Here is a 15,268-nt window from a genome sequence, read left to right as displayed (position 1 = left end):
ATAACACTGCTCTATTCGGCAGCGACTAATCGATCGGGTGATTAATTAAACCAATGACGCGTGCGATTAGCAAACCAGACTAAACTTAGCATTACGGGTACTTCCACCAGCACGCCAACCACCGTTGCCAGCGCTGCGCCAGAATGTAACCCAAACAGAGCAATCGCCACCGCCACGGCCAATTCAAAGAAATTAGAAGTGCCGATCATGCACGCTGGCGCGGCAATATTATGTGGTAAATCGATTTTCTTAGCGGTGAAGTAAGCCAACGCAAAAATCCCATAGGTTTGGATTAATAGCGGAATGGCAATTAATACAATCGCTAACGGTTTAGAGAGAATGGTCTCAGCTTGAAACCCAAATAGCAGCACTACGGTTGCTAACAAACCAATAATCGACCACGGCTTCATTGTTGCACTAAAAGCATTTAAACGTGACAGATCATTATTTTTAGCTAGCTTTTTGCGCGTATACACTCCAGCGAGTAACGGGATCAGCACATACAAAACCACCGAGAGTAATAAGGTATCCCAAGGAACAGTGATATCGGTCATCCCTAGCAACAGCCCAGCGATAGGCGCAAAAGCGAAGATCATGATGACATTATTTACCGATACCTGAACTAAGGTATAGTTTGCGTCTCCTTTGGTTAATTGGCTCCAGACAAACACCATTGCCGTACAAGGGGCAACACCAAGTAAAATCATGCCAGCAATGTATTCATTGGCAGTTTGTGGATCGACCCAGTTAGCAAAAAACACCTTAAAAAACAGCCAACCTAAAAATGCCATGGTGAACGGTTTAATCAGCCAGTTGATCACTAAAGTCAGTGCCAGACCTTTAGGCTTTTTACCGACATCTTTAATCGAAGAAAAATCAATTTGCACCATCATTGGGTAAATCATTAACCAAATCAGTACCGCGATAACAATATTCACCTGCGCATATTCAAAACGAGCAAATAGTGCAAAAACATCCGGTGCGATTGACCCTAAACCAATACCAGCAATGATCGCTAGCCCCACCCAAACGGATAAGTAGCGCTCAAATAATCCCATGTTTTCTCTCCTAGACATTTTCGATTGATAAAATTTCAATAGCTAAAAATAACGCATCATCGATAATTGGCTTAGCCATTATTGAGATGATGCGCGAATACGTATTGATTCTTACTGGTGAGCAGAGTGCGCCATTTGACTCAGCGCTTCAATACCGACAGGCTCATTGACCAGCATCGGTACTAAGGCAATACGTTGGGCGTAATCCTTAACCTGTTTTATTTGCTGGTGTTCTTGTTGCGCCCGCTGCTGGAGCAGTGGAGACTGAATAGCCGCGACCGACAAGGCATTATTGACTATCCATCCCCAAGGATGAATGCCGGCTCTGACTAAATCGTCTTGTAAATGTTTGGCTTCTAAGACGGGAGTGGTTTCAGCCAATGTCGCAATCAATACCTTGGTTCTTTTCGGATCTTGCAACTGCATTAATGGAGTGGTGAAACGCTGATTATCACCCATTTTTTTGGCAATTTCTTTATGATAAGCGCCTGTCGCATCGAGGAGCAATAACGTATGTCCCGTCGGGGCCGTATCCATTACCACAAAGCGCTGAGCGGAATCGCGAATCGCTCGAGAAAAAGCCTGAAACGTGGCAATTTCTTCCGTGCAAGGAGAACGGAGATCTTCTTCTAACAAGGCTTTTTCTGCGGCTGATAGGTTTTTGCCTTTCGTCGCTAAGACATGCTGACGATAACGTTCCGTTTCTTCTTGTGGATCAATACGGCTAACTTGTAGATTAGGCAGCTCACCTTGTAAGGTCGCTTGTAAATGAGCGGCCGGATCGGAAGTAGTGAGATGAACATCGAAACCTTTATTGGCTAGCCCGACGGCAATCGCAGCGGCTAAAGTGGTTTTGCCGACTCCACCTTTACCCATTAACATAATTAAACCATGTTTATCCTCAGCAATATCATCAATCATATTAGCCAAGGTTGGCGACTCAACCCTCATTTGGCTGGCCTGAGGGGTCACCTTCTCCAGAATAGAATCCGCTTGTAACAGAGAAGCTAATGCCTTAATACCGACCATATTATCCGCTTTAAGATCAATGGTATCTCTGCTCAAACTTTGTAAAACCTCAGGCAATGCTTGTAGTGCCGCTTGCTCTCGTTGTCTGATGGATGCCGCCAGAGGATCCTGACGCGCGGCTGAGTCCGGCATTAGCCCATTGACCACCAAACACTGCTGTTTAATACCCAGCGAATACAGTTCTTGATAGGTACGCGCGACCTCTTCTAACGCACTGCGCTGCGCTCTGGCGACTAAAATTAAACGCGTTTGCTTGGCATCCGCAAGCATATTCACCGCATGCGCGTATTGTTCACGCTGTTTTTCTAACCCCGCCATCGGTCCTAAACAGGAGGCACCCTCGGGATTAGTTTCAATAAAACTGCTCCACGCACCGGGCAATTGCAGCAAACGGATCGTATGGCCTGTCGGCGCGGTATCAAACACAATATGATCAAAATGTTCCGCAAGCTCTTGATTGGTCAGTAAGTCGGTAAATTCATCAAAAGCGGCGATTTCTGTTGTACAAGCCCCAGATAGCTGCTCTTCAATACTGCGCAACGCATCACTAGGCAGTAGGCCTTGCAATGGTCCGACAATGCGCTGGCGATATTGCTCAGCTGCTTGCTGTGGGTCTATTTCAATGGCGGATAAGTGTTCAATTTGTGTGATTGAGGTGATTTGATTACCAATCGCTTGATTAAAGACTTGAGCCACATTAGAAGCAGGATCGGTACTCACCAACAACACCCGCTTACCTTGCTCAACTAAATGCAGTGCAGTGGCACAAGAAATTGACGTTTTACCTACCCCACCTTTACCGGTAAAAAACAGATAAGGGGGTAAATTATTTAGAAATTCCATCACCTTCTCCTAACAACAGCCGGAAGATTGACAACCTTTACTTAAGTTGCTTTGACTGGTGAGCATTACTAAGTCAAACCATAGTGCTAGCTCGTCTCGGGTTGGATAACGTCCTGATAAAACTAATTGCTCATCAAGGATAAACGCGGGTAAATGCTCAACCCCTTGTTGTTCAAGTAAGGTTTTTATTTGTGGCTGGGTAGCAAACGCCATCGGATCATGAGCCAAATTAAAGCGTTTTATCGTTACGTCTTGTTGTTTTAACCAATCCAGATCAGCTGAAAACTGAATTAACACTTGATCAGCATCGACGCCACACACTCCGCTACTGCAACATAGAGCGGGATCATAAATATGTAAGCTGTTCTTTTTTGCCATTAAGCTATTGATTTTCATAGGTAGATTCACCTTATTACCAACAAACGATCAGAATAATGAGTGGTGCTGCTAGGCTAAGAATAGAGCGCCGTCACATTCGATTTTTCAGATATATGGTAAATCATATATCTTATTTTGCGCTCGTCAAGCACAACATGTTGAAGTCGTAATCAAGCTAGCAAAGTGAAGTTTTGCAGAAACATCGATGAATGGAAAACGTGAAAATGGCACCTTACTTGCCTCTTGATGGGGGATCAGGAGCAGGCATAAATAAGGTGCCATGGTGGTTATTTAGTTAAATTGACTATTCACTCTTTTTGCCATTGGCATAACTGGATCAAGGCTAATAGCGCCAATCTTTCTGAACGATGTTGACATTCAGCCAAGCGTTGTAAGTAATACGCCGTCAGTGGTTGCTTTTGAGTAGAACAATCATATTCAATGGGTTTGGTGGAGCGAACAGCGGCTGGTGAAGTTGGCATCATGGTATCCTCTTCTGGCTTGGGATATCTTTAGTATGCTAGATTTAAGGAAAAGAAAAACTGACAGAATAATTTATTTTATATCCTTATTTAAAAAGACATTGAACAACTCATTGACATCGCTAATACATAATCGACTAGAAAAGCTCGGATAAACTTAAAATAGACGATAGTAAGCCTCTTAATGGAACACGATCTATCATTACACCCTTAAATAGGGAACAAACATTTAAAAAGGAAACCCATTTTGTCTATCCTTAATTTATATCGTTATTACTTACGCTTCGATGGTTATGCGATAGAACAACCCATCAGTGCTACGTTAGAGGACATTGCCAATCGATTATGCAGTAGCCCGCGCTATGCACGTGTCTTGCTGCAACAAATGCAGCAACAAGGCTGGCTCTCGTGGCAGCCTAAGGTTGGCCGAAATAAGCGCTCAACGCTGTGTTTATTGCAAGATCCTGAGCGGCTCAAAGAACATCTAGCCAGTGACTGTCTTTTGCGTGGACAGTATGACAAAGCCTTGGATCTGTTAGAGCAAGATGAACAGGTTTTTGCTCAGCTATTACAGCAAACCTCCGGCGCTTCAATGCACGAAGGGCGATTACATATCCAACTGACCTATCGCCGCCCCTTTCAGGCTCTGTTGCCCCATCATCCACAACGTAACAGTGAACGTTTTTTACTACGGCAAATTTACGCTTGCTTGGTCTGTTGTGATGCTGACGGACAAGTACATCCGGAACTGGCTCACCACTGGCATTATGATGCTGAGAATTATCAGTGGTGCTTTTATTTACGCCCAGAGTTGACTTTTCATGACGGACAAATGATTGATGCACAGAGTGTTGTCGACCTCTTTTCACACTTAAAATCCTTACCGAACTATCAGCATGAACTTGCTCATTTAAAACGCATTAGTGCTCCGCATCCGCGGGAAATACTGTTTGAATTCACCGTCCCGGATCAAAGCTTTGCGGGTCTGATTAGCGGTGTCAGTTATTCTATTCAGCCGGTTAAACAGCTTCAGAAAACGACTACCAACGTGATTGGCAGTGGCGCATTCAAGGTTTACAACCATAGCGATAAACAATTAGTACTGCATGCTTTCAATCGATACTATGGTTGCCGTTCATTATGCGACCAAATTACTATCTGGCTATTCGACCAAGACGTAACGACTGCAACCGACGCTATTCCTCACGCTGGCCGAAGCTGCCAATATTACGTATCGGCAGAATCCCCGAACATGGAAAACGAACAAGTCAATCAGTTCTCACGCCAAGAAGAGGGTGCGATCTTTTTATTAAATAATCACCACGCAGATACGCGGCTCGATTCCCAACAACGCCAATGGCTACTTAATCTGCTTGAACCAAACTCGTTACGGAGCAATTTAGTACATTCAAATCTTAATCCAGCCGATCATTTGTTACCTTGTTGGAGTAAATTATCTCGATTGCCGGTCATTAAAAGTGACTTACCAGCCTCAATGACCATTGCCGTTTACAACTACATCACCTTGACTGAATGTGCCGAAGCGATAGCAAAACAGCTCAATGGTCAAGGTATCGAAGTCACCATAAATAGTTACAGCTATCAGGAATTACTACGAAAAGCCCAACAAGGGCAACTGCACGAAACACTGATATTAAGCAGTATTAACTTAGATGATAATCGTCATGCCAGCGCCTACCAGTTTCTGTATAGTAACCCTCTGCTGCATCATGCACTTGGTGATACGCTCAGTAGCTGGCTACGCCAATCGTTAGCGGATATACGCGCAAACGTCTGTATAGAGCAGTACCTTGTGGTATTAGAGCCTTTGGTAGCAACCTTGATCCACCATGGTGTTTTACAACCACTCTATCACGAGCAACAAGTACTCAGGTTTCATGATTTAATTCACAATGTCGCTTTAACCACCTGGGGATGGCCAGAATTAAAGCAAGTCTGGACTGGCAGTTAGAGACTGCACTTAGATAATCATCCGCTATAAGCCCAATAATGGATAAGAGGCATCAGTTAGTACAAGAGTGCTGCCTGATGGTTTGGCTCTCTTTTTCTATCAGTGCTCGGTCGTTTTCTAGCGACGAGATTAATATCTGCCGCATCCAGCTCGGCAATTGTGGATTTATTTGGTAATACACCCACTTTCCCCGCCGCTCATCAATCACCAAACCGTTTTTACGCAGCTCAGCCAAATGACGAGAGACTTTGGGTTGACTAAGAGAGAGTGCGGTCATTAAGTCACACACGCACAGTTCTCGATGCTGACTTATTAGTAATAATGATTTAAGCCGAGTCTCTTCAGCTAATGATTTATAGAAGGTTAACGTATCGCACATAACAAACACATATGAAAAATCAGATGCGTTTGAAATTAAGGCTTTCGAAGCAAAAAGTCAAAGATCAATGCTGTTTTTTTCCTTACTTATTCGCAAAAAGTAAAAAGCAAAGAACCATCTTAACGGTTTCCTTGGTTGACCTTCAGAACAGCAATGATTAGGATCACATTTCTAAATGGCCAATAGGAGATTCCGTGCATGTCACTTACGCCGCCCTAGAACAATGATCACCTCTCACTTCACACCTTTTATTTACCTATTTATAGAGAAAACAGATGTTACAGAATATTAAGCGCGATTGGTTCTCCAACGTGCGAGGGGATGTTTTAGCTGGTTTAGTGGTTGCGTTAGCACTGATCCCAGAAGCAATTGCCTTTTCAATTATTGCTGGTGTTGACCCCAAAGTGGGTCTATATGCCTCTTTTAGTATGGCGGTGGTTATTGCCTTTACTGGCGGACGCCCGGGGATGATTTCTGCTGCAACCGGCGCTATGGCTCTATTAATGGTCACGCTGGTTAAAGAACACGGCCTAGAATATTTATTAGCGGCGACACTGCTCACTGGGGTACTACAAATTGTCGCCGGTTATCTAAAACTGGGGAATTTTATGCGCTTTGTTTCGCGCTCAGTGGTCACCGGTTTTGTTAACGCCTTGGCAATTTTAATTTTTATGGCTCAGCTTCCAGAGCTAACCAATGTCACTTGGCATGTCTATGTGATGACTTTAGCTGGCTTAGGCATTATTTATCTTTTCCCTTATGTACCCGTTATTGGCAAAATGCTACCTTCTCCGTTGGTATGTATTATCACCTTAACTCTTATCGCCATTAGTTTTGGCATCGATATTCGCACGGTAGGCGATATGGGCGATCTACCCGATACACTGCCAATTTTCTTGTGGCCTGATGTACCGCTTAACCTAGAAACCTTAATGATCATCTTACCTTACTCTGCTGGCCTTGCTGTGGTGGGTTTGCTTGAGTCAATGATGACCGCGACGATTGTTGATGATCTCACCGATACCGACAGCGATAAAAACCGCGAATGTAAAGGTCAAGGTGTGGCAAACATTGCGACTGGTTTTCTTGGCGGAATGGCTGGTTGCGCGATGATTGGTCAATCAATTATTAATGTTAAATCTGGTGGTAGAGGCCGTCTATCGACTTTTGTCGCGGGTGTACTGCTGCTGATCATGGTGGTTTTTCTTAGTGATTGGTTAAGCTTGATCCCTATGGCGGCTCTAGTCGCCGTGATGATCATGGTCTCCATCGGCACCTTCTCTTGGAGCTCAATTAGAGATCTTAAATCGCATCCACTTTCTACCAATATTGTCATGATTTCGACTGTGATTGTGGTGGTCATGACCCATAACCTTGCAATTGGTGTTGCTGTTGGTGTGTTACTGGCGGCGCTATTCTTTGCCAATAAAATTGGCCGCTTTATGGTTATCAAGAGCGACTTAGCAGAAAACGGCAGCCAGCGTACTTATCGCGTTGTTGGGCAAGTCTTTTTTGCCTCGTCAGATCAATTTATCAACTCATTCGACTTCAAAGAAGCCTTAGATCATGTCACCATCGATCTGTCTGCAGCACATTTCTGGGATATTACTGCCGTCTCTTCCCTTGATAAAGTGGTGATTAAATTCCGCCGTGAAGGGGCTGAAGTAACATTAATCGGTATGAATGAAGCCACAGCCACCATTGTCGACAAGTTCGGTGTTCATAATAAACCCGAAGAAGTGGCAAAACTGATGAGCGGTCACTAAGGAGCAAAGCATGACAAATATTATTGCCTGTATCGATGGAGCGAGCTATTCACAGTCGGTAGCGGATCTGAGTGTTTGGACCGCGAAAACGTTGTCCGCACCGCTAACTCTGCTGCATGTGCTCGATAAGTCCGATCGAGAAATTGCCATTGAATTATCCGGCAATATTGGCCTTGGCAGTCGTGAGCACTTACTGCAAGAGCTGGTCGAGCTCGATGAAAAACGCGCCAAAGTAGCCTTAAGGCACGGTAAGGCCTTACTCAATGAGTTAGAAGCCAAAGCCCTTGAATCTGGTTTTACGGACCTACACAAACTGCAAAAACACGGTGACTTGCTGGAAACCCTGCTCGATATGGAGAAAGATATCCGTGTCCTCGTGATCGGCAAATCTGGTGAGCTCAACCAAAGTAATACCAAAGCCGTGGGTTCTCAGTTGGAAAGTGTGGTCCGCACCATTAAAAGCCATATTTTAGTCGCGACCGGGGACTTTGCAGCGCCGCAAAATTATTTGTTAGCGTTTGATGGCAGTGAAGTGAGCCAAAAGCTGGTTGAGAAAGCAATCAATACACCGCTACTCAAAGGGCTAACTTGTCACTTAGTGATGGTCGAAGACTCAGATGAAAAAGCGACCGCATTTGCTAGCGCAGCGGAAAAGTTGCGTACTCATGGCGTCAATGTGGTAGAAGCCAGCTTAACCGGCGACGTGCACCGCGCGATTCTTGATTACCAACAACATCATCAGTTGGGAATGATAGTGATGGGCGCTTATGGTCACTCAAAACTGCGGCAGTTTTTTGTAGGCAGCAATACCACCAAGATCATCGTTGAATCCAACGTTCCGCTACTTTTGATTCGTTAACTTTCAGTCGTACAACAAAAAGCCCTAACTCTTTGTTAGGGCTTTTTTTATCGATAAACAACGGTATCCTTCCGACTTTCGGTATATACCGTTATTGGCGCTTTATTTGACTTTAGCTTTTCTGGGTTCGCTCATTAATCCCTTAATCAGTGACACCGTCGCGACCAGTAAGACAATAGTAAACGGGAAACCGGTTGTGACTGCCATCGCCTGCGCTGCCGCTAACCCGCCACCTAGCATTAATGCAATAGCGACTAACCCTTCAAAGGTACACCAGAAGATACGCTGTGGTGTTGGTGCATTTACTTTTCCTCCAGCGGCAATCGTATCAATCACCAATGACCCTGAATCTGAAGACGTGATAAAGAAAACTACCACCAAAATGATACCGACGACCGAAGTAATGCTTGCCAATGGCATGACATCAAGCATCGCAAATAACTTGACGGGTAGTTCCGCCCCCATCACTGCTTGATAACCATCATTAGCGTATTGACTAATCGCCGTGCCACCGAAAGCAGTCATCCAGAAAGCACAGACCGTTGACGGGATCAACAACACACAAATAATAAACTCACGCACCGTACGACCGCGTGATACTCGCGCAATAAACATACCGACAAATGGTGACCAAGAAATCCACCAAGCCCAGTAAAACGCCGTCCAACCTTGTGAATAATTCACATCTTCACGGCCAAATGGCATGGCTAATTCAGGTAGATAAGTCACATAGGCTAAAAGGTTATCGAAAAATCCCGTTAAAATCGCTAACGTCGGACCAACAACGACGATAAACAGCAGCAATAAGGCAGCTAAGCCCATATTGATTTCTGATAAGCGTTTAACGCCACTATCTAATCCTGCAACGACTGAGATCAATGCCAGCGCGGTGATGACAATAATCAAAACCACTTGTGTGGTATCGGTGAATGGAACATCAAATAAAAAGTTAAGCCCAGTCGCAGCTTGAGAAGCACCATAACCGAGCGATGTTGCTAAACCGAATACGGTTGCCACCACTGCCAAAATATCGATCACGTGACCAGTCCAACCCCATACCCGCTCACCAAAGAGCGGATAAAAAATTGAACGCATCGTTAGCGGTAATCCTTTATTAAAGGAGAAAATAGCTAACCCAAGCGCGAGCAATGCATAGATTGCCCATGGGTGCAGCGCCCAGTGGTAAATCGTTGCTGCCATACCTAATCGACGAGCCGCTTCGGTATCTCCCATTGCGCCGCCCAGTGGCGCCCAATCGGTACGTAGGCCATCTTCTATGGCTGTGCCCGATAAGGAACTACTGAAATGCGACATTGGCTCTGATACACCAAAGAACACCAAACCAATCCCCATTCCTGCAGCAAATAGCATGGCTAGCCAACCTGCGTAAGAATAGTCAGGCACTGCGTCAGTGCCACCAATACGCACTCGACCGAGTGGAGACACCACCAAACCTAAACACACTAAAACGAAAATATTCGCCGATAACATGAAGAACCAATCTAAATGCGAAGTCAGCCAACCACGCATATGTAAAAAGATAGGTTCTACTTGTTCACGGAAAATCAGTGTCGTAAAGACAAAAATAATGATTGCTAATCCAGATACAGCAAACACTCGGTTATGAATGTCTAAACCAAAAGGCCCAACCGATAACACCACATTATCTTGACCTACGGTGTAGTCAGTATCGATTGGGTTAACCTTACCACTTGGGCGCGGGATCCCACCGTTATCACTACTCACATTCCTCTCCTCTCATTGCTTTTCTTTTTAACTCCCAAATAAAAATCTCAATACCGGCGGTAATAGACGTGATGAGAAGAGATAACCTTACCATCACCGTCTATTTATACCCTTCCTACTTGAAACTGCAGGGGTGTTGACTACGTTCGTTACCCCAATCTCCTAGTTTGTCTATGCTCATCGGGATTCACTCACTTGCCGCCTACCTGTAACTCCAAGTTGTTTGGGTATATATCGTATTTATTTCGCCCATAGTGCGGCCCATGAACTTTCATTGGTACGATAAAGCCGATAACTAGCCCAATAACTGACTATGCCAAGCAGAAGATAGACAAGCAAATTGCCAATGCCAACCTCATTAATAATATTCGACATAGTCGAGGCTGTGACTAATTGTAGCGGAAAATGAAGTACAGCGTTGAAAAAATTACTGATCAGATAAGAATTAAACATCGCGATAGACAACCATTTTAAGCTAAAACCACCAATAAACATGACCAATAATGGCGAATTAAACAGTTGTGACATCAGGAGAGTAAAACAAGCTAAGGGAATTAAACATAGACCCACCAACCACATTAAACCTACGAAATTCAGGCCATGCTGTAATGCATACCACCAAGAACGCTGAGCAAATAAAAATCCAAATTGCTCATCAGTTACCATATTGAGTATCCATAGAAAAATATCTGCAAATACAATCAGTAAAGAACAGATAACTGGGATTAAAAATAACCCAAAACCCAGTTTCACCATATGAACCATATTATTGGTGACTGGCATGCTCCGCCAAAACATCGAACTCCCCTCTTTTCGTTCTTTACGAAACGTTTTCGGGAAATATAAAGCACTTAGCATCAATGATACAAAGCCAATAATCATTGTGATGAATTGATTAAAGCTATCCACAACTGAGGAATCAACGTGAGCAAGTGAATCAGAATATTCGACATCAAAAAATAGATTATTCCCAAGTGAAACATTCATTAATAAGCTAATAAATAATACTATCCCGCAGACTAATAAAAACAGAGGAATTCTAGTCACACTTTTATTTTCAATCAGCTCTTTTTCAAGCATATATAGACTCGCATGCATTATGCTTTCTCCTTTTGTAGAGCAAGAAATAAATCTGCTAACTTAATATTATGTACCGCTCCAAGAGCTTGTACTGCTTCTCGATGTTCTGCTGTAAGCAACCACTTAGTGGTGCCTAATCCAACTTGTGCGCGTAAAGGATTCCGCTTTTCAATCTCGTCTGCGTAGCTAGAGTTCGCCTCTAATACACAATAATTCTGGGTTAGATTATCCATCGAGTCTTGCAGGACCACTTTACCTTGTCTGAGCATCACAACATCGGTCAGAAGATGCTCAATTTCCGCAACTTCGTGGCTAGCAATAATTAATGCTCGCTCACCATCGTGAAACCATTCAAGCAAATGACGATAAAAGGTTTCTCGATACATAAGGTCAAGGCCTAATGTCGGTTCATCCAAAATCAGTACTTTGGTATCGGTTGCAATGACGACAGCCAAATGCAGTTGTACTTTCATCCCTTTCGATAGCGTGCGAATTTTACTCGATAAATCAATATTGGTTTCAGCCAACACTGAATGAGCTTTCACTAAAGAAAAGCTAGGATGCACACCACTGGTGTAACGCAATAACTGCTTAACCGTCATCCAGTCTGGAAGTACATTGACATCTGAAATATAGGCCAGTATTTCCATCACCTTAGCATGGTCAGTAATAGGATGAAGTCCGTTAATGGCGATATCACCCTGATAATAGTGAGCCCCTAGTAACGCGTTGATTAGAGTGGACTTTCCCGCACCGTTATGGCCTAAAATACCTAGCACTTGTCCAGCATGAAGGGTGAAACTCACCTCATGCAGCGCTTCTGCTTTTTTGGAATATTGTTTAGAAACCTGCCTAGCTTCAACTAATGGATTCATACTTCACCTTCAATATGCCGTTTTAATTGGCTAATAAAATCATCTAAGGGCATCTCCAGCACACGAAGTGTATGTGCTATCTCTGGGATCTGCTGCTGTAAAAAATACTGTTTTTGGCGGTTTTTTAGCTGCTCAAGCGCGCCTTTCACGACATACATTCCTTGTCCACGACGTTTTTCAATCAGTCCTTCATCGACCAGTAGCTGGTAACCTTTCATTACCGTTAAGTGGTTGATTTTAAGTTCAGCCGCGACCGTTCTTACCGATGGTAGTGCCTGATCCTCTAGCCAAATTCCTTGTAAGATCTGTTCAATGATCTTGTCGGCTAACTGACGAAAAATAGGCTGATTATCTTGCCACTCTGTCATATTTCTATACCGATATGGTGATATACACAGATATAACACTAAACCTAAAAGCAACCGTTGGCAAACTCTTTTTACTCAAACACAAAAATAAACGTGACTATAAATCGAAACCGTAAAAGGAAAATATGAGACGACTGCTTACAATTGAGCTCAACTTGAGGCCATTCATAGGCTTGCGTTAGTAAACGACATTAGTATACTTTGCATTCTGCAAGTAGGAATTATTTACAATGAAATCAAATAAAAACAAAAACTTAATCAGTAACCTGTTACTGAACATTATCATCCCGGTAATCATCCTCAGCAAGATGAGTGGCGAGGATAAGCTTGGACCAACTTGGGCGCTCATCGTTGCTCTCGCCTTCCCATTAATTTTTGGTATTGTAAGTTTTGTTCAAGAAAGAAAAATCAACTTCTATTCCGCACTCGGCTTAATTAGTGTGCTTTTGACAGGTGGAATTGGTTTACTACAGCTGGACCCAGCCTATATTGCCATTAAAGAAGCGGCCATCCCGGGGATTATTTTCATCGCTATTCTAGTGAGTAATATTACTGGCTACCCGATTGTGAAAAAGATGCTACTTAACGACGATATCGTTGATAACGAAAAGCTTAATCAAGCGTTAGAAAAATCGAATAATCAAGCAGAGTTTGAGAGCAAAATAAATATCTGTTCATACATCATTGCCTTTTCGTTTCTTCTTTCAACCATCTTAAATTACGTGCTCGCTAAATGGATTGTCACCAGCCCTGCAGGAACAGAAGCATTTAATGAAGAGATCGGTAAAATGACTGCCCTCAGCTTCCCAGTCATCGCTTTGCCAGTGACCGTCATTATGATGGGTGCACTGCTCTACTTATTTAAAAGTATTTCAACCATTACTGGGAATAAGATTGAAGATTTTCTGCGCTAAATCGCTTAAGGTGACAGCATAAATAATAAAACCCACGATTATCGTGGGTTTTATTATTTATAACTCAGAGGCTAACTTAGCGTTGCTGGCGGGCTAATTGTTGAATCTTACCCACAATGGCTCTTAATCCATTGCCCCGTGTTGGGCTAATATGGCGCTCTAAGTCTAATGTTTTGAAATAACTATCGATATCAAATGCTAGAATCTCACTAGCCGTCTTATTGTGATAAGCCGCTAAGACAATCGCCAATAAACCGTTAACGATGATCGCATCACTATAAGCAAAAAGCTGTAAACGGCCCTGCTCAATTTTAGTATGCAGCCATACTTGACTCTGACACCCAGGTACTAGATCTTCATCTCGCTTTTGTTGCTCATCAAATGGGGTTAATGCCTTGCCTAAATCGATGATGTATTGGTAGCGTTGCTCCCAATCGTCAAAAAAAGCTAAATCTTCGATGATTTCTTGGTCACTTGGTAAGTTCATTTTAGGCTCTATATCCTTACGAATTGATACGACATCGACTGGATTGAGGTGTCGTAACGGTTCTACGGCACTCGTAGAACCGAGAATTAAAAAAACAGTCCGGTTTCGAGCTGGGCTTCTTCGCTCATCATTTCACGTGACCATGGTGGATCGAACACTAAGTTGACGTTAACCCGCTCCACATTGGGAACCATGTGCACTCGGTGCTCAACATCACCGACTAAAACAGGCCCCATGCCACAACCAGGTGCCGTTAATGTCATATCGATGTCTACAAGATGTGATGCTTGATCAATAGAAACTTGATAGACCAAGCCGAGTGACAACAAATTGACCGGAATTTCCGGATCGTAAACCGTTTCTAACGCTTGATAAACTTGGGCTTTATCGATGTTATCATCCAGTGGCGCATCAAATTCAAGCTTGAGCGGTTGGCGTCCAATCGCATCAGCATCAGTGCCATCAATACGATACATATTGCCACGCCAAGTAATGGTGTAATTACCACCTAGGTCTTGCGTAATGGTGACAAATTCGCCCTGCTTAAGTACCTGCTGCTCTCCAGTTGGTACTCGTCTAACCATGCAATCGCGTTCAAGGTTAACAATTCTCTGCGTCATTGGCTAACCTTAGTCAAAAAAAATCCCACGCAAACAAAAGCGAGCTTAGCTGACATTAAAGCTTTCCCCACAGCCACACTCACCGACGACGTTCGGGTTATTAAACTTCAACACTCCGTTAAGCCCTTCTTTCACATAGTCCATTTGTGAACCGTGTAGCATAGGGATAGCGTCTTGAGCAATCTTAACTGTCAATGTATCGGTGATTTTAAGAGCGAGATCCGATTCAGGGGTCTGCTGCTGAAGCTCTAATACATAAGCATAGCCATTACAGCCGCTAGTTTTTATCGATACACGCAACACATGATCCGGCTGTTTTGCTAATTTAGCTTCAAGATGACGAATCGCGCTGTCGGTTAATGTCAACACGGCTTGATTTGACACTTCAGGGGTATAGGTTTCTACCTGCATA

At 43.5% G+C, this 15,268-nt stretch carries 16 protein-coding genes; 4 read left to right on the top strand and 12 right to left on the bottom strand.

Features of this window, described 5'->3' with window-relative positions:
* Positions 1-41: 41 nt before the first annotated feature.
* From arsB to AACS00_RS04950, 4 genes are all read right to left on the bottom strand, one after another.
* Positions 42-1,058 (bottom strand): ACR3 family arsenite efflux transporter, encoded by a 1,017-nt coding sequence (arsB, locus tag AACS00_RS04965; RefSeq protein WP_110166682.1) that lies wholly within the window; start codon positions 1,056-1,058, stop codon positions 42-44.
* Between the two features lie 111 nt (positions 1,059-1,169).
* Positions 1,170-2,930, bottom strand: a complete 1,761-nt coding sequence (gene arsA, locus AACS00_RS04960; protein WP_110166681.1) for an arsenical pump-driving ATPase — start codon at positions 2,928-2,930, stop codon at positions 1,170-1,172.
* 9 nt (positions 2,931-2,939) lie between these two features.
* Positions 2,940-3,326 carry an arsenite efflux transporter metallochaperone ArsD gene (arsD, locus tag AACS00_RS04955; protein ID WP_258306836.1) on the bottom strand — a complete coding sequence of 129 codons (387 nt, stop codon included), beginning with the start codon at positions 3,324-3,326 and terminating at the stop codon, positions 2,940-2,942.
* Between the two features lie 290 nt (positions 3,327-3,616).
* Complete coding sequence (locus tag AACS00_RS04950) at positions 3,617-3,793, bottom strand: hypothetical protein (RefSeq protein ID WP_181397482.1); 177 nt, start codon at positions 3,791-3,793, stop codon at positions 3,617-3,619.
* A 244-nt stretch (positions 3,794-4,037) separates the two neighbouring features.
* On the opposite strand from AACS00_RS04950, the gene AACS00_RS04945 reads away from it, so the two are divergent.
* A complete protein-coding gene (locus AACS00_RS04945; RefSeq protein WP_110166680.1) occupies positions 4,038-5,762 on the top strand; it encodes an SgrR family transcriptional regulator in 1,725 nt (574 codons plus the stop codon).
* A 52-nt stretch (positions 5,763-5,814) separates the two neighbouring features.
* On the opposite strand, the gene AACS00_RS04940 is transcribed toward AACS00_RS04945, so the two are convergent.
* Positions 5,815-6,141 (bottom strand): metalloregulator ArsR/SmtB family transcription factor, encoded by a 327-nt coding sequence (locus tag AACS00_RS04940; protein WP_072669638.1) that lies wholly within the window; start codon positions 6,139-6,141, stop codon positions 5,815-5,817.
* Between the two features lie 275 nt (positions 6,142-6,416).
* Between AACS00_RS04940 and AACS00_RS04935 the strand changes: the two genes are divergently transcribed.
* Complete coding sequence (locus AACS00_RS04935) at positions 6,417-7,907, top strand: SulP family inorganic anion transporter (RefSeq protein WP_110166679.1); 1,491 nt, start codon at positions 6,417-6,419, stop codon at positions 7,905-7,907.
* A 10-nt stretch (positions 7,908-7,917) separates the two neighbouring features.
* Entirely contained in the window at positions 7,918-8,766 is an 849-nt protein-coding gene (locus tag AACS00_RS04930) for a universal stress protein (protein ID WP_110166678.1), read from the top strand.
* A gap of 102 nt (positions 8,767-8,868) precedes the next feature.
* On the opposite strand, the gene AACS00_RS04925 is transcribed toward AACS00_RS04930, so the two are convergent.
* From AACS00_RS04925 to AACS00_RS04910, 4 genes are all read right to left on the bottom strand, one after another.
* Positions 8,869-10,512, bottom strand: coding sequence for a BCCT family transporter (locus AACS00_RS04925; protein ID WP_072669641.1), 1,644 nt, complete (start codon positions 10,510-10,512; stop codon positions 8,869-8,871).
* 240 nt (positions 10,513-10,752) lie between these two features.
* On the bottom strand, positions 10,753-11,610 hold the full coding sequence (locus tag AACS00_RS04920; RefSeq protein WP_110166677.1) for a hypothetical protein: 858 nt from the start codon (positions 11,608-11,610) through the stop codon (positions 10,753-10,755).
* A complete protein-coding gene (locus tag AACS00_RS04915) occupies positions 11,610-12,467 on the bottom strand; it encodes an ABC transporter ATP-binding protein (protein ID WP_110166676.1) in 858 nt (285 codons plus the stop codon). The genes AACS00_RS04920 and AACS00_RS04915 overlap by 1 nt, the downstream gene beginning before the upstream one ends.
* Positions 12,464-12,835 (bottom strand): GntR family transcriptional regulator, encoded by a 372-nt coding sequence (locus tag AACS00_RS04910; protein WP_072669644.1) that lies wholly within the window; start codon positions 12,833-12,835, stop codon positions 12,464-12,466. The genes AACS00_RS04915 and AACS00_RS04910 overlap by 4 nt, the downstream gene beginning before the upstream one ends.
* A 230-nt stretch (positions 12,836-13,065) precedes the next feature.
* Here AACS00_RS04910 and AACS00_RS04905 point away from each other — a divergent pair, with 230 nt between their 5' ends.
* Complete coding sequence (locus tag AACS00_RS04905; protein ID WP_072669645.1) at positions 13,066-13,749, top strand: VC0807 family protein; 684 nt, start codon at positions 13,066-13,068, stop codon at positions 13,747-13,749.
* 76 nt (positions 13,750-13,825) lie between these two features.
* Here AACS00_RS04905 and AACS00_RS04900 read toward each other — a convergent pair whose 3' ends face one another.
* From AACS00_RS04900 to AACS00_RS04890, 3 genes are all read right to left on the bottom strand, one after another.
* The gene (locus AACS00_RS04900) at positions 13,826-14,236 is read right to left on the bottom strand and encodes a SufE family protein (protein WP_110166675.1); all 411 of its coding nucleotides are present in this window, start codon (positions 14,234-14,236) and stop codon (positions 13,826-13,828) included.
* A gap of 86 nt (positions 14,237-14,322) precedes the next feature.
* On the bottom strand, positions 14,323-14,856 hold the full coding sequence (gene sufT / locus AACS00_RS04895) for a putative Fe-S cluster assembly protein SufT (RefSeq protein WP_110166674.1): 534 nt from the start codon (positions 14,854-14,856) through the stop codon (positions 14,323-14,325).
* 45 nt (positions 14,857-14,901) lie between these two features.
* Complete coding sequence (locus tag AACS00_RS04890; protein ID WP_072669648.1) at positions 14,902-15,267, bottom strand: HesB/IscA family protein; 366 nt, start codon at positions 15,265-15,267, stop codon at positions 14,902-14,904.
* Between the last annotated feature and the right edge of the window lies 1 nt (position 15,268).

It is taken from the genome of Vibrio sp. 11986-1-5 (assembly GCF_963878025.1).
Classification (GTDB): Bacteria; Pseudomonadota; Gammaproteobacteria; order Enterobacterales; family Vibrionaceae; genus Vibrio; species Vibrio injensis.
Note: the sequence above shows the minus strand (reverse complement) of the source record. Positions and strands in the feature narration are given on the sequence as shown.

Bases quoted from the DNA above. Each gene is read 5' to 3' on its own strand.
- arsB (WP_110166682.1), bottom strand. From the start codon at position 1,058: ATGGGATTATTTGAGCGCTACTTATCCGTTTGGGTGGGGCTAGCGATC.
- arsA (WP_110166681.1), bottom strand. From the start codon at position 2,930: ATGGAATTTCTAAATAATTTACCCCCTTATCTGTTTTTTACCGGTAAA.
- AACS00_RS04930 (WP_110166678.1), top strand. From the start codon at position 7,918: ATGACAAATATTATTGCCTGTATCGATGGAGCGAGCTATTCACAGTCG.
- AACS00_RS04940 (WP_072669638.1), bottom strand. From the start codon at position 6,141: ATGTGCGATACGTTAACCTTCTATAAATCATTAGCTGAAGAGACTCGG.
- AACS00_RS04935 (WP_110166679.1), top strand. From the start codon at position 6,417: ATGTTACAGAATATTAAGCGCGATTGGTTCTCCAACGTGCGAGGGGAT.
- sufT (WP_110166674.1), bottom strand. From the start codon at position 14,856: ATGACGCAGAGAATTGTTAACCTTGAACGCGATTGCATGGTTAGACGA.
- AACS00_RS04905 (WP_072669645.1), top strand. From the start codon at position 13,066: ATGAAATCAAATAAAAACAAAAACTTAATCAGTAACCTGTTACTGAAC.
- AACS00_RS04900 (WP_110166675.1), bottom strand. From the start codon at position 14,236: ATGAACTTACCAAGTGACCAAGAAATCATCGAAGATTTAGCTTTTTTT.
- AACS00_RS04910 (WP_072669644.1), bottom strand. From the start codon at position 12,835: ATGACAGAGTGGCAAGATAATCAGCCTATTTTTCGTCAGTTAGCCGAC.
- AACS00_RS04890 (WP_072669648.1), bottom strand. From the start codon at position 15,267: ATGCAGGTAGAAACCTATACCCCTGAAGTGTCAAATCAAGCCGTGTTG.
- AACS00_RS04950 (WP_181397482.1), bottom strand. From the start codon at position 3,793: ATGATGCCAACTTCACCAGCCGCTGTTCGCTCCACCAAACCCATTGAA.
- AACS00_RS04920 (WP_110166677.1), bottom strand. From the start codon at position 11,610: ATGCATGCGAGTCTATATATGCTTGAAAAAGAGCTGATTGAAAATAAA.
- AACS00_RS04915 (WP_110166676.1), bottom strand. From the start codon at position 12,467: ATGAATCCATTAGTTGAAGCTAGGCAGGTTTCTAAACAATATTCCAAA.
- arsD (WP_258306836.1), bottom strand. From the start codon at position 3,326: ATGAAAATCAATAGCTTAATGGCAAAAAAGAACAGCTTACATATTTAT.